The organism is Sphingomonas sp. BLCC-B65, from assembly GCF_028550675.1.
Classification (GTDB): domain Bacteria; phylum Actinomycetota; class Actinomycetes; order Actinomycetales; family Microbacteriaceae; genus Microbacterium.
Genome location: NZ_JAQQGL010000001.1, coordinates 1,626,672 through 1,641,340, shown reverse-complemented (window position 1 = coordinate 1,641,340; position 14,669 = coordinate 1,626,672). Strand labels below are relative to the sequence as shown.

Sequence of the window (14,669 nt, the reverse complement as noted above, 5' to 3'; positions counted from 1 at the left end):
CACTCTCACCCCGTCGCGCCGCGCGCGGCGACGGGGTGATGATTCCGGCGTGCCCGCGGACGCCGCCGCGCCCGTCGCCCCGACGCCGCCGACGTCGGATGCCGAGGGCGAAGCCGACGCGCCCCTCGTCGCTCCCCGGGAGGCCACCGCGGCCGAACGCCGGCGGGAGCGCATCGACGCGGTGCGCCGCCGCGTCGTCCGCGTGCTGCGGGCGATCGGCGACGTCGTGCAGCCACTGGGGTGGGTGCTGATCGCGACCGCCGTGCTCGTCTGGTGGCTGGCCTTCGCCTACGGCTGGCGCGAGTTCCTCGTCATCGCGGCCGTCATCACGGTGACCCTGATCATCAGCCTCGGCTTCCTCTTCGGCCGCACGACGTACGAGATCGGGCTCGACCTCACGCGCACTCGCGTCGTCGTGGGCGAACGCGCCGTCGGTGGGCTCATGCTCGCCAACCGCACGCCGCGAACGCTGCTGCCCTCCGAAGTCATCCTTCCCGTCGGCGCCGGTCGCGGCGTCTTCCAGGTGCCGCGCCTCGCGCCCGACGAGGAGCACGAAGAGGTCTTCGCGATTCCGACGACGACACGCGGTGTGCTCTCGGTCGGACCGGTGAGCGTTCGCCGCGGCGACCCGCTGGGGCTGTTCGAACGGGCGCACGACCGCCGCCAGGCCGTCGATCTGTACGTGCACCCGCAGACGACGGCGCTGGAGGGCCTGTCGCTCGGCCACCTCCGCGATCTGGAGGGTCTGCCGGTGCAGCACCTCGCGCGCGACGACGTGTCCTTCCACGCGCTGCGGGAGTACCAGCCCGGCGACGACCTGCGCCACGTGCACTGGAAGTCGACCGCGCGGGTCGGCGAGGTGATGGTGCGCCAGTACGAAGAGACGCGCCGCTCGCACTTCGTCGTGGGCCTGTCCACGCTTCCCGACGAGTATCGCGAGGCGGCGGAGTTCGAACTCGCCATCTCGGTCGCCGGGTCGATCGGCCTGCGCGCCCTGCGAGATTCCCGCGTCCTCGATGCGCGCACTCAGCAGGGGCCGCTGCGCTCGCTCAGCTCCCGTCGCTTCCTCGACGAGCTCTCGATGCTCGGGCACTCGCGCGCCCGGCTCGGCGGCATCGTCGCGCTCGCCGGCGGCATCGCAGCCCATGCACCGGATGCCGCGGTCGTCGTGCTCGTCACGGGCTCGCGCACCGACGCGGCCGAACTCCGCCTCGCCTGCTCACGATTGCCGCTCGGCGTGCGCGCACTCGCGGTCGTCGCCGACACCCGGGTGGACGCACCGGCACTGCAGCGCATCGGCGAGGCCGACGTCGTCACCGTCGGTGCGCTCGACCAGCTGCCGCGGGCCGTCCGGAAGGTGCTCTCGTGAGCGCGCGCCCGCGGCTGCCGCGTCGCGCCCCGCGCCCCGCTGCACAGGCGGCGACGATCGAGCCGCGCGTTCTCGCTCTCGACCTGACCGCCGCCGCCGTGCTGCTCGCGGTGTCGATCGTCGGGTTCGCCCCCACCTTCGATTCGCCGCAGTACCTCGTCGCCGGCGTCGGCGGGCTCGCTCTCGGGCTGGCGCTGGCCTGGGCGGGAGCCCGGTGGCGCCTCGGGGTGCTGAGCCTGGCCGGCGCGACGATCGGCGCCTACGTCGTCTTCGGCGGTGCGCTCGCGCTGCCGCACACGGCGCTGCTCGGCGTCGTCCCGACGCTGGAGACCCTGCAGCAGCTCGCCCTCGGGACGATCACGTCGTGGAAGCAGCTGCTGACCACGGTGCCGCCGGTCGCGGCATCCGACGGCCATCTCGTGGTCCCCTTCATCCTCACTCTCGTCGGCGCCGTCCTCACCGGATCGCTGGCTCTCCGGGCACGCCACGGCGCTTGGGCTCTGCTGCCCGCGCTCGCGGTGCTGGTCGCGACGATCCTGCTGGGTGTCGCGCAGCCCGCGGCCCCGCTCGTCCAGGGCATCGTCTTCGCCGTCGTCGCGACGGTCTGGCTCGCGCTGCGCCGCGCGTGGGACCACGACCGCGCCGCGTTGCGGATCGAGGCGGCGGGGGCCTCGGATGCCGGGGCGGTGCGCAGTTCGCGCACGCGCCGACTCGTCGCCGGTGGGATCGTGCTCGCCGTCGCCTCGGCCGCGGGAATCGCCACCGCCGCGGTTGCCACCCCGCCGCGGTACATCCTGCGCGACTTCATCGTGCCGCCGTTCGACATCACCGACTATCCGAGTCCGCTGCAGTCCTTCCGCGGCTACGTGCGCGACGACGCCGACAAGACCCTGTTCACCGTGACGGGACTGCCCAAGGACGGCCGCGTGCGGCTGGCGACGATGGACGCGTACGACGGCATCGTCTACAACGTGTCCGACGACGGGGCCGGCTCCTCCAGCGCGTTCACCCCGATCCGCTCCAACATGTCTCCCGCGGCGACCGGCACCGCAGCCACGCTGCGGGTGGAGATCGGCGACCTGAGCGGAGTGTGGGTGCCCGATGTGGGCGCCGTCCGCGACTTCACCTTCGACGGCCCGCGGGCATCGGAGCTTGCCCGCACGACGCACTTCAACGACGCCACCGGCACCGCCGTCGCCCCTGCGGGGCTTGCATCCGGCGACGCGTACACGATCGACACCGTCATCCCCGACCTCCCGAGCGACACGGCGCTGGCCGACGTGCCGTTCGCGGCTCTCAAGATGCCGAAGCAGACGGGCATTCCGGAGAAGATCGCCGACATCGCCTCCAAGGCCACCGCCAGCGCTGACACCCCGATCGAGCGCGCGCGGGCACTGGAGAGCTACCTGCACACGCAGGGCTTCTTCAGCCACGGCCTGGGCGACGACGTCGTCTCGCTGTCGGGACACGGGGCCAACCGCATCACGTCGCTCTTCGGCGGCGACCAGATGGTCGGCGACGACGAGCAGTATGCCGTCGCGATGGCTCTGATGGCGACGCAGCTGGGCATGCCTGCACGCGTCGTGATGGGCTGGCACGCCGACGAGAAGCACCCGCAGGACGGTCCGACGCTCACGGCCACCGGCGGCAACCTGCACGCGTGGGTGGAGATCGCCTTCCAGGGCTACGGCTGGGTTCCGTTCGATCCCACCCCCGACGAGGACAACAAGCCCAACGACCAGTCGACCAAGCCGAAGGCCAACCCGAAGCCGCAGGTGCTCCAGCCGCCGCCGCCCGCCCAGCAGCCCGCCGACCTGCCCCCGGCGATCGCGGAGAACCGTGACCAGGACGAGGAGCAGGCCGCAGACCTCAGCTGGCTCGGACCCGTGCTGCTGTACGGCGGCCTCACCCTCGGCATCCTCCTGCTGCTGGCGGCGCCGTTCATCGTGATGGGCGTGATCAAGGGCGTGCGCCGTGCGCGCCGCCGCAACGCCGAGCGCACCGCGGACCGCATCTCGGGAGGCTGGGACGAACTGGTCGATTCGGCCGTCGATCTGCGGGCTCCGGTGGCGATCGGGGCGACCCGTGCCGAGAGCGCGCTCGTCGTCGGCTCGACTTTCGACGACCCGCGCGTCACGCAGCTCGCCACCCGCGCCGATGTGGATGTCTTCGGTCCGGGCGACCCCGCACCCGAGGATGTCGACGCCTTCTGGCGCGAAGTCGATGACATCGTCGGCCAGATGCGCGGATCGACGACCGTCTGGCAGCGCCTTCGCGCACGGTTGAGCGTGCGGTCGCTGCGCCGCAGCGGCTGGTCGTGGCACGCCCTCGGCCAGGCGATCGCCGGCACCGGTGGCGCCGTCGTCGCGCGCGTGCGCCGCGGCATCCGCCCTCGTGGAACGGAGTCCTCCGATGACTGATCTGGATCTCGTGCGGCGCCCGGCACAGGTGGGCCGGCGGGTGGGCGCCTACCTGATCGACGCGGCGATCGGGATGGTCGTCCTGCTGATCGCGGTGGGCGTGTTCGCCGGTATCTCCTTCGGCACCGGAGGGGCACTGCCCCTGCCGCTGGCCGTGGCCCTGGCGTACGTGATCGGTCTCGGTTGGTTCGTCGTCTACACCCTGATGCAGGCCGGCGCCGGCTCGCTCGGCATGCGCGCGCTCGGGCTGCGACTCGTGCGGGAGGGTGGGGCGGTCGATGCGTCGGCCCCGGCATCGCGCCTCGGCTTCGGCCGCGCGCTCGGCCGCAACCTCGTCTGGGCGTTGGGCGGCGCGATCGTCGTCGGGTACTTCTCCCCGCTCTTCGACTCGTCGCCGTGGCACCGGGGATGGCACGACCGCGCCGTGGGGGCCGTCATGACCGATGTGGCCGGCCGCTCGCCGGTGCCGGCAGCAGATTCCCGCGCCGAGGCGGCGCCCCCGTCGCCCCCGTCGAGTCTGGCGCCGACGGTGCTGCCAGCTGCCCCGATTCTGCCGGAGGCGCCGGCGCCCGAACTCGGCGGCTGGTCGCCTGCCGAGCCTCCCGCGCCGGTGCGGAGCACTCCGCTCGCGAGCGGCGTCATCTCCTTCGTCCCCGGGGTGAGTGACGCCGACCGACTCGATCAGCCCGCGCCCGCGCCCGCACCCGGCCTGCCGACGGTGGAGGTGTCCGACGCGACGCCGCCGGTCTCCGGCGCGCCGGCCGCCGATCGCGGGCCCGTATCCGGTGCCGGCGTGGTCATCGAGAGCATCGACGAGACCCGGATCTCCACCGGAGAGCGTCCTTTCGCGCGCCTCGTGTGGGACGACGGAACGCGGCAGGCGCTCTACGGTCGCACGCTCTTCGGCCGTAATCCCGCACCCGAGACGGGCGCGATGGTCTCACCCGTGCGCGATGAGACGCTGTCGCTGTCGAAGACGCATTTCGAGATGATCCCCGACGACGATCGCGCGGTGTGGGTGGTCGATCGGCACTCCACCAACGGGGTCGCGGTGCGCCGCGGTGACGACCTCCTCCCGCTGGAGCCGGGCGAGCGCACTCGCGTCCGGGCCGGAGACGTGCTCGTCTTCGGCGACCGGCAGGTGACCGTCGAGGTGACCTCGTGACCGACGCCACGCCGGCGGAGCCCCCGATCGCCGTCCGCGTCGGTGCGGCGTCGCACACGGGTCTTCGCCGCCGCGTGAACGAAGACGCCTACCTCGCGCAGGCGCCCCTCTTCCTCGTCGCCGACGGGATGGGCGGACACGACGCGGGCGACCGCGCCAGTGCTGCGGTCGTGGCCGAGTTCGCCCACCTGGTCGGCGGTGCGAGTCTCGCCATCGACCAGGTGCGCGCGGCGCTGCGGCGCGCCCGGTCGCGTGTGGAGGCGATCGCCAGCGACGGACGCGCGGCGGGCACGACGTTGTCGGGCGTCGTCGTCGCCGACGTCGGTGGGGTCGGATACTGGCTGACCGTGAACGTCGGCGACTCCCGCACGTACCGCTTCGCGCAGGGCGTGCTCGAGCAGATCAGCGTCGATCACTCGGTCGTGCAGGAACTGCTCGACGCCGGCGTGCTGTCCGGCGCCGACGCCGCGACCGACAGCCGCCGCAATGAGATCACGAGGGCGATCGGCGCCGGAAGCGAAGGGCAGGCCGACTACTGGATGGTGCCGGCCGAGCCGGGCGATCGCATCCTGGTCTGCTCCGACGGCCTGTCCGGCGAGGTGCCGGCCGATCGTCTGCGCGACATCCTCGCCGAGGAGAGCGATCCCGAAGCCGCGGCGACGCGACTGATCCATGAGGCGTTGCTGCACGGCGGACGCGACAACGTCACCGCGGTGGTCGTGGATGCCGTGCACGTCGCCGGCTTCGACGACGTGTACGACACGGCACCCGCAGGGGCGCGCCGAGCCGAAGCGGACGGCGACACCCGACCGCGCGCGGGCACGAGAGGTGATGTGTGATGACGGATGCGATGACGAAGACGCGGATCGACTACCGGCCGGCGACGACGACCGACGCCTGGTGGCTCGCGGCCGACGGCGACGCCGTCGTGCTGCTGTCTCCGGCCGTGTCGGCCGCGACGGCCGCCGGCGTGTGGCGCGGGCTGGGTGCGGGGGGCATCGGTGCCGTTCTCGAGGCGCTCACGGGTGCGTTCGGTACGTCCCTCACGGCGATCCCGCCGTTCGCACTCGCGATCGCGGAGGCGGGCGGTGCGCGCGTGGCCGTGCGCGGTGACGTCGAGGTCGTCGTGGAGGGCGACCACCCCGAGGCCGTGTCGGGACGGGGAGTGGCGACCTGGGCAGAACGCTTCGTCCCGGGAGCCGTGCGTGTGAGTGTCGCCCCGCACCCGGGCACGCACGCACCCGCGGCCGACGTGCCGCTGCAGTCCGGAGTGGTGCGCGCCGATCTCGTCGAGGTCGTCCTCGCCGCCGCATCCGTTGCTTCCGCTCCCTCTGTTTCTCCCGTTCCGCCGGCAGCCTCCGCGCCGGCCGTGGCTCCGGCCCCGGCGGTGGCTCCGGCCCCCGCGGTGGCTCCGGCCGAGGCCCCGGCCGACGCGCCGTCTGACGCCGAGGAATCGTCGGATGCCGAGGAAGAACCGGCCGTCGGCGTCACCTCGGCATCCGCCGTCTCCTCGGAATCGCTCATCGATTCGGTGCCGCCAGGGCTGTTCGGCAGCGCCCCCGTATCGCAGCCCGCGCCGGACGCCGAGCCGCAGCCCGCGGCGCCGGCTGCCGACACCTCGGCCGATACGCTGATCCCCGAGGCGACCGACGTTCAGGATGCCGCCGCGCCCCCGGTCGACGAATACGACCTCCTCTGGGGCGAGACGGTCGCACGCCCGGTCTCGGCCGCCGCCATCGTCGTCGCGGACCCCGAGGACGCGCACCTCGACGACGTCGAAACCGCCTCCGCCGAGCCCGCGTCGCCGGAGCGCGAGCCCGCGCCACGCGATGATCACGGCGACCTCGGCGACCACGACGGTGCGACGATCGCCGTCGCCGAGATGCGGGCGCTGCGCGCCGAGCGACCCGCGTTCGATTCGACCGACAACGTTCCCGCCCGCCGGCCGGCTCGCGGGCGCATTCGGCTGTCGACCGGTCGGGTCGTCGAGCTCGAACGCCCGGTGATCATCGGCCGTCGCCCGAAATCGACGCGCACCACGGGAGCCGACCTGCCGACGTTGGTCGCGGTCGACAGCCCCGATCAGGACATCTCGCGCAGCCACGTCGAGATCCGTGCGGAAGGCGAGCACGTGCTCGTCACCGACCTCGACACGACGAACGGCACCGTGCTGCTGCGCGGCGGCAGCGAACCGGTGCGGCTGCACCCGAACGAGCCGACGATGGTCGTCACCGGTGACGTCCTCGATCTCGGCGATGACGTGACCGTGACCTTCGAGGACCTCCCGTGAGCGCCGCCAAGCGTCCGCCGGCACCGCCGCCCGCCCTGCCCGGATTCACCTACGTCGACGTGCTCGGCTCGGGTGGGTTCGCGGACGTCTATCTCTATGAGCAGCAGCTTCCCCGCCGCCGCGTCGCGGTGAAGGTCATGCTGCCCGACCGCTTGGCCTCGGGCTCGGCCGAGCAGTTCACCGCCGAGGCGAACGTCATGGCCCTGCTGTCGACACACCCGGCGATCGTGACGATCTACCAGGCCGGCGTGTCCGACGACGGCCGGCCCTACCTGGTCATGGAGTACTGCTCGCGGCCCAACCTGCAGGTGCGCTCCCGTACGGCGGCGTTCTCCGTCGCCGAGGCGCTGCGGGTGGGTGTGCAGGTCGCGGCCGCCGTCGAGACCGCGCATCGCGCCGGCATCCTGCATCGCGACATCAAGCCGGCCAACATCCTCGTCACCGAGTACAACCGCCCCGCGCTCACCGATTTCGGCATCGCGACGACGGCGGAGTCGGAGGAGTCGTCGGGGGGCATGTCGATTCCGTGGTCGCCGCCGGAGGCGTTCAGCGACGCCCCGGGATCCGGGGTCGCCACCGACGTCTATGCGCTGGGCGCGACCGTCTACACGCTGCTGGCCGGGCGCTCGCCGTTCGAGCAGCCCGGCGGCCGCAACGGCGGCGCCGATCTCATCCAGCGCATCGAGTCCCAGCCGGTGCCGCCGCTGACGCGGGCCGACGCCCCTGCCTCGCTGCAACTGGTGCTCGAGCGCGCGATGGCCAAACGTCCGGGCGATCGGTACGAATCCGCCCTCGCCTTCGCCCGTGCCCTGCAGCGCGTGCAGATCGAACTCGCCCACTCGGTCACCCCGATCGACATCCTCGACGATGCCCCGCACGAGGATGCCGACGACGACGCCGACGGCGAGCTCACCCGGGTCCGCGGCATCGTCAGCATCGAACCGAACACGAACCCCGCCGCCGGCCCCACCCGCCGCCGTGACAGGGACAACCCGTGGGCGCCCGAGACGACGGGCACCCTGCCCGCGGCATCCACCTCCGCCGCCCCGGCCGACACGGCCGAGCCGACGCTGTTGCGCGGTCCGGTCTCGATCGCTCCGCAGGTTGACATCGATACGTCCTCGACGATCCGCCGCCCCGCCGCCGGGGCGCCGGTGACGGCGCACACGCTCGATCCCGCGGCCGCACGCACGGCGACCGCACCGGAGGCCGACGCCGTCGCGGGCGGGGACGAGCCGGTGGTACCGCGGTCCCGCCGCGGTCTGTGGATCGGTCTCGGCATCGCCGCGGCCGTCGTCGCCGTCGTGGGGGCCGTCGCCGTCGGTGCGAGCCTGTTGGCGCCCGCCGTCGAGCCCCAGGCGTCTCCGACGCCGTCGACGACCGCCGTCGCGCAGGACCCGTTCGAAGACGTCGTTCCCGCGGTGACGCAGCTCGCCGGCCGGATCGAGGGCGGCAACGTCGTCTTCACCTGGACCAACCCCGACCCGAAGGACGGCGACGGCTACCTCTGGTACGCGTACACGCTGGCCGGCAACGGCGACGTCCGCAAGGTCACCGAGCCCACGGTGTCCCTTCCCGTGGATGCCGCGGGCACCACCTGCGTCGCGGTCACTCTTGTCCGCAAGAGCGGCGTGGCGAGCACCGAGATGCGGAAGTGCGTCCCATGACCGACATTCACGACACGGTTCCGCCCCTCGACGAGGCCGCAGCGGATGCCGCGAGCAGCGACATCACGGTGGAGTTCGCGGGCGAGTACATCACGGTGCCGTCGGGCACACGGTTCACGATCGGCCGGGAGGGCGATCTCGCGATCGACGACAACCGGTTCCTGCACCGCCACTTCCTCTCGATCGAGCAGTCCGCCGGGCTGTGGTGGCTGGTCAACATCGGTTCGCGCCTGTCGGCCACCGTCACCGACACGGAGGGGCGGGTGCAGGCCCAACTCGCCCCGGGCGCCCGCCTGCCGATCGTGTTCGGAGTGACCACGGTCGTCTTCAGCGCCGGTCCCACCACCTACGAGCTGTCCGTGCACACGGCGCAGCCGGCTTTCCGCGAGACGGCGCCCGAGAGCGTCTTCGACGGGGAGTCGACGATCGGCGCCGTTCCCCTCACACCGAGCCAGAAGCTGTTGATCCTCGCTCTGGCCGAGCCGGTGCTGCGGCGCGAGGGCACCGGGATGAGTGAGCTGCCCAGCTCGGCCGCTGCGGCGCAGCGCCTGGGCTGGAGCATCACCCGCTTCAATCGCAAGCTCGACAACGTCTGCGACAAGCTCGACCGTCAGGGCGTGCCGGGCCTGCGCGGCGGCGTGACCAGTTCGGCCACGAACCGCCGCGTGCGCCTGGTGGAGCACGCCGTCGCCTCGCGACTGGTGGTGCGAGAGGACCTCGCCATGCTGGACGACCCGGCGGCGTACGATCGCGACGCCGCCGATGACGCACCGCGCAGGAAGGAACAGGGATGAAGCTGCGCACCACGCTGGTCCGCCCCGGAGGCGAGCCGGAAGACCTCGTCATCAACGCCGATGCCGATGCGACCGTCGGCGACCTCGCACGCACCATCGCCGAGCTCGATCCGCGCGGCGGCGGCGCGGCGGCGGGCGACGAGGTGACGCTCGAGGCGTTCGGCACGATCGCTCCGGGCCCGGGAGAGGTGCTGGATGCCGCGGCATCCGTCTCGCACGTCCAGCTGGGTGCGGGCTCGGCCGTGCGCATCGTGCCGACCGGCTATCAGCCTCCGCAGAAGCTCGGCGACGTCGAGATCGCCTCGGGTGCCGGTGCCGGCACCACGATCCCGCTGCAGCGCGGGGTGGTCATCATCGGACGAGACCCCCAGTGCGACATCGTGCTCGACGACCCGCTCGTCTCCAAGCGGCACGCGCGGCTGGAGGTCGGACAGGGCCGGGCCGAACTCGTCGACCTGAACTCCGCCAACGGCATCCTCGTCGACGGGGCGCCGGTCACCTACCTGACGGCCGCCGACGGCCAGATCGACGCCGTGCTGGGCGACACGCGCCTGCGCATCACGGCGGCCCCCGCCGACGCCACGGCGGCGCCCTCGACGTGGCGGCAGGTGCCGTTCGTGCGCTCGCCGCGGGTGGAGGCGCGCTATCTCGGCGAGGAGCTGCCCGGCACCGACCTGCCGGCACCGCCCGCTCCGCAGATGTTCCCGTGGCTGGCGATGATCGCCCCGGTGATCATGGGCGTCGTGCTCTTCTTCGTCATGAAGAATCCGATGGCGCTCGTGTTCGTCGCGGCATCCCCGCTTCTGATGCTCGGCACCTGGCTGACGACGCGCCTGCAGGGCCGCGCGCAGCTGCAGCGCGACAAGGACCGCTTCGAGCAGCAGCTCACCCGCCTGTCCAGCCGCCTCGAGCAGGAGCGCGAGACCGAGCGCCGCGTCCGCCGCGGCGAGGTGCCCGAGCTCGATCCCATCTGCGCCGACGCGCTCGCCGCCGGGCCCCTGGTGTGGACGCGCCGGCCCGAGCACTGGTCGTTCCTGCACGTCCGTCTCGGCGACGGCACCGCCCCGAGCCGCAACTCCGTCGCCGAGTCGACGAAGCGCGACGCGGCGATCCCGTCGTACGTCGACCGCCTCGACGAGGTCGTCGACGCGTTCCGCGAGGTCGACGACGTGCCGATCCTCGAGTCGCTGGCCGAGGCCGGCGCGATCGGCATCGCCGGCTCGACGGCGCGCGTCGGCGACACGGCGCGGGCGCTGCTGGCCCAGACGGCGGGGCTGCACGCGCCGTCCGACGTCCACATCGTCGCCTTCGTCGGCCCGGCCACCCGTGCGGCGCTTGCCGACCTCAAGTGGCTGCCCCACACGTGGGCCGCCGAGGACGCCCTCGGCACGGCCCCCATCGCCGACAACGCGGCGACCGCGTCGCGCCTGCTGGCCGAGCTGGAGGAGTTGGTCGACACCCGCACGAAGCAGCTGCGGCGTCTGCGGGCGCTCAAGGCGACGGATGCCGCGACCGCCGCCGGCGCCGAGGTCGGCGAGTCGCGGGGGCGCGAGGAAGAGATGCCGCTTCCGGCATACGTCGTGATCATCACGCCCGACGCGCCCGTCGACCGGGGGCGACTCATCCAGCTGAGTGAGCGTGCCGCCGGCAGCGGTGTCATCCCGGTGTGGGCGACGTCGCGCGTGTCCGACCTGCCCGCCGCCTGCCGCACGTGGGTCGAGCTTCCCGCCGACGGGGAGGCGAGCGCCAACTTCGTGCGCCTCGGCACCGTCATCGCGCCGCTGCGCGTGGAGGCGTTGGATGCCGCGCGCTTCGGCGTCGTGGCCCGGGCGCTCGCCCGCATCACCGACATCGGCGATGTCGCGGAGGACGCCGGGGACGTGCCGCGCACCATCCCCCTGCTGCAGCTGCTGGGGTCGGACATGGCGACGAGCGCCGACGCCGTCATCGACCGGTGGACGCAGAATGCGTCGATCCGTGCGACGCGCTCCGGCGCCGGCTACCAGCCCAAGCTTCGTGCCCTCGTCGGACAGGGCGCGCAGGGCGCTCTGCACCTCGATCTGCGCCAGCAGGGTCCGCACGCCCTCGTCGGCGGCACGACCGGCTCGGGCAAGAGCGAGTTCCTGCAGGCCTGGGTGCTCGGCATGGCCGCCGAGTACAGCCCCGAGCGCGTGACGTTCCTGTTCGTCGACTACAAGGGCGGCTCGGCCTTCGCCGACTGCGTCAGCCTGCCCCACTGCGTGGGCCTCGTGACCGACCTCAGCCCCCATCTGGTCCGCCGGGCGCTGACCAGCCTCCGCGCCGAACTGCATCACCGCGAGCACCTGTTCAACCGCAAGAAGGCGAAAGACCTCCTCGAGCTCGAGAAGGCCGCCGACCCCGACGCTCCCCCCGCACTCGTCCTCGTCATCGACGAGTTCGCCGCACTCGCCAAGGAGGTGCCCGAGTTCGTCGACGGCGTCGTCGACATCGCCCAACGTGGGCGCTCGCTCGGCATCCACCTCATCATGGCGACGCAGCGCCCCGCCGGTGTCATCAAGGACAACCTGCGCGCCAACACCAACCTCCGCGTCGCGCTGCGCATGGCCGACGAGACCGACTCCGACGACGTCATCGGCTCGAAGGAGGCGGCACTGTTCGATCCCGGCATCCCGGGACGCGGCATCGCAAAGACCGGTCCGGGCCGCATGAACCTCTTCCAGTCGGCCTACTCGGGCGGGTGGAGCCTCCGGGCCGAAGCCGAACCCGCCGTCGAGGTGCGTCCGTTCCTGCTCGGCGACGCGCCGGTGTGGGAGAAGGCCGCCGTCGAGGCGCCCGCCGAGACCGAGGATCTCGGCCCCAACGATCAGCAGCTGCTCGTGGCGCGCTTCGGCGACGCCGCGCAGCTCGCCCGCATCGCGCCGCCGCGTCGGCCGTGGCTCGACGAGCTGGCCACCACTTTCGACCAGACCAAGCTGCACCAGCGCACCGACGCCCGGCTGGTGCTCGGCGTCGTGGATGTGCCCGAGCGGCAGGACCAGGTGCCCTTCTTCTTCGAGCCCGACACCGAGGGCCACCTTGCGATCTTCGGCACCGGCGGCTCGGGAAAGTCCGTGACCCTGCGCACGCTCGCCGTGTCGGCGGGGATCACCCCGCGCGGCGGCCCCGTCCACGTCTACGGATTGGATGCCGCGACCGGGGGCCTGCGCATGCTCGAGTCGCTGCCGCACGTGGGCGCCGTCATCTCCGGCGACGACACGGAACGCATCGATCGCCTGTTCGCCACGCTCCGCAGCGAGCTCGACCGTCGCGGTGACGCGTATGCGGCGGCGGGCGCCTCCACGCTCACCGAGTACCGTGCTCTCGCCGGCCGCCCCGACGAGCCGCGCATCCTCCTGCTCGTCGACGGCTTCCCCGCGTTCCGTTCCGCGTTCGAGGGTGTGCCCGGTCGCGCCGAGGCCTACCGCGCGTTCCAGCAGGTGCTCACCGACGGTCGCGGGCTCGGCATCCACGTGGCCCTCACCGCCGACCGCGGCCAGAGCGTGCCCACCTCTTTGCAGGCGATGATCCAACGCCGCATCGTGCTGCGGATGGCCGACGAAGACGGCTATGCGCTCCTCGGGATGCCGCGCGACATCCTCGGCCCCGACGCGGCGCCCGGTCGGGCCATCGTCGACGACCACGAGGCGCAGATCGCCGTGATCGGCGGCACGTCGAGCACGAAGGACCAGTCGCTCGCGATCGATCGGATGGCCGAAGCGATGACGCGACGCGGCACGACGCCCGCTCCCGGCATCCGCGCACTGCCCGTCGAGTACGGTGCGGACGACCTGCCGGCGACGACCGCCGCGGGCGTCGCCATCGGTCTGTCCGATCTCGACCTCGGCCCGTACGGGATCGAGGCGAGCGGGACGTTCATCGTCGCCGGCTCGCCCGGCGCGGGCCGCTCCACCGCCGCCGCCGCGATCGCGCGGCAGACGCTGCGCGCGCGGCCCGACACGCCCGCGTTCTACATCGGCGACCGTCGATCGCCCGTGCAGGACGTCGTCGCGTGGACCGCGACCGCTGAGTCTCCCTCGGCGGCCATGGCGGTGCTCGGCGCCGTCGATGAGGCGGCCGACCGCGCCCAGGCGGGCGGACCCGTGCCGCTGGTCGTGCTGGAGGGCATCGGAGAGTTCGCCACGTCGATCATCGAGATGAATCTCTCCACGCTCGTCAAACGCGCCGGTCGCGGTGAGGTGTTCTTCGTCGTGGTTGGGGAGATGAGCGAGTGGACGACGAATTTCGGGCTGCTCGGCGAGATCAAGGCCGCGCGGCGCGGCGTCGTGCTGCAGCCGGAGACGATCGACGGCGAGGTCGTCCTCAAGACGCCGTTCCCCCGGTTGGTGCGGGGCGAGCTCCCGGTGGGACGCGGAATCCTGGCTCATCGCGGCAAGACCGTGCGCATCCAGTTCCCGCTGGTGGCTGGGGACGTCCCGGTCGGCGTCGAGTCGGGCGCCCTCGCCTCCTCGGCGGCGCAGACATGACCGCGGTGGGCCGGACGCGTGGGCGCTCATGGGGAGTTCTCCCCATGGTCACGGGCCGCGACGCCGCCTATCTTCGAAACAACAAGACCTCCCGGCACACCGGCCGGGCCAGATGAAAGGGGCCCTCATGGCCAATCTGAATGTCACCTACGACCAGATGAACTCGGCCGCCTCGCGCCTGCGTGACGGACAGAACGAGCTCGAGGCGAACCTGCAGCGCCTGCGTCAGCTGGTCGCTCAGCTCGTCCAGGACGGCTTCACCACGAGCCGCGCCTCGGGCGCTTTCGACGCCTCGTACACCGAGTTCACCACCGGTGCGACCAAGACGGTCCAGGGCATCGAGGGCATGGCTTCCTTCCTCGAGAAGGCCGCCCAGGCCCTGCAGTCCACCGACGAGCAGCTCGCCAGCCAGCTCGGTCAGTGATGTCGACCTGCGGGGCGCTCGCGCGCCCCGCAGGT

At 72.6% G+C, this 14,669-nt stretch carries 9 protein-coding genes; all 9 read left to right on the top strand.

Annotation, left to right across the window (positions count from 1 at the left end; translation table 11 throughout):
- The first annotated feature begins 49 nt into the window (after positions 1-49).
- On the top strand, positions 50-1,369 hold the full coding sequence (locus PP359_RS07805) for a DUF58 domain-containing protein (RefSeq protein ID WP_239498513.1): 1,320 nt from the start codon (positions 50-52) through the stop codon (positions 1,367-1,369).
- A complete protein-coding gene (locus PP359_RS07800; protein ID WP_499250270.1) occupies positions 1,366-3,789 on the top strand; it encodes a transglutaminase TgpA family protein in 2,424 nt (807 codons plus the stop codon). The genes PP359_RS07805 and PP359_RS07800 overlap by 4 nt, the downstream gene beginning before the upstream one ends.
- Positions 3,782-4,954 carry an RDD family protein gene (locus tag PP359_RS07795; protein WP_378793671.1) on the top strand — a complete coding sequence of 391 codons (1,173 nt, stop codon included), beginning with the start codon at positions 3,782-3,784 and terminating at the stop codon, positions 4,952-4,954. Before PP359_RS07800 ends, PP359_RS07795 begins: the two co-directional genes overlap by 8 nt.
- On the top strand, positions 4,951-5,793 hold the full coding sequence (locus tag PP359_RS07790; protein ID WP_294981068.1) for a PP2C family protein-serine/threonine phosphatase: 843 nt from the start codon (positions 4,951-4,953) through the stop codon (positions 5,791-5,793). Before PP359_RS07795 ends, PP359_RS07790 begins: the two co-directional genes overlap by 4 nt.
- 11 nt (positions 5,794-5,804) lie before the next feature.
- A complete protein-coding gene (locus PP359_RS07785; RefSeq protein ID WP_499250269.1) occupies positions 5,805-7,244 on the top strand; it encodes an FHA domain-containing protein in 1,440 nt (479 codons plus the stop codon).
- Positions 7,241-8,911: a serine/threonine-protein kinase gene (locus PP359_RS07780; RefSeq protein WP_499250268.1), complete on the top strand. Its 1,671-nt coding sequence runs from the start codon at positions 7,241-7,243 to the stop codon at positions 8,909-8,911. Before PP359_RS07785 ends, PP359_RS07780 begins: the two co-directional genes overlap by 4 nt.
- The gene (locus PP359_RS07775) at positions 8,908-9,705 is read left to right on the top strand and encodes an FHA domain-containing protein (RefSeq protein WP_036319079.1); all 798 of its coding nucleotides are present in this window, start codon (positions 8,908-8,910) and stop codon (positions 9,703-9,705) included. The genes PP359_RS07780 and PP359_RS07775 overlap by 4 nt, the downstream gene beginning before the upstream one ends.
- Positions 9,702-14,210, top strand: a complete 4,509-nt coding sequence (locus PP359_RS07770) for a type VII secretion EssC family protein (RefSeq protein WP_499250267.1) — start codon at positions 9,702-9,704, stop codon at positions 14,208-14,210. The genes PP359_RS07775 and PP359_RS07770 overlap by 4 nt, the downstream gene beginning before the upstream one ends.
- Before the next feature lie 127 nt (positions 14,211-14,337).
- Positions 14,338-14,634, top strand: a complete 297-nt coding sequence (locus PP359_RS07765; protein WP_005054492.1) for a WXG100 family type VII secretion target — start codon at positions 14,338-14,340, stop codon at positions 14,632-14,634.
- The last annotated feature ends 35 nt before the right edge of the window (positions 14,635-14,669 follow it).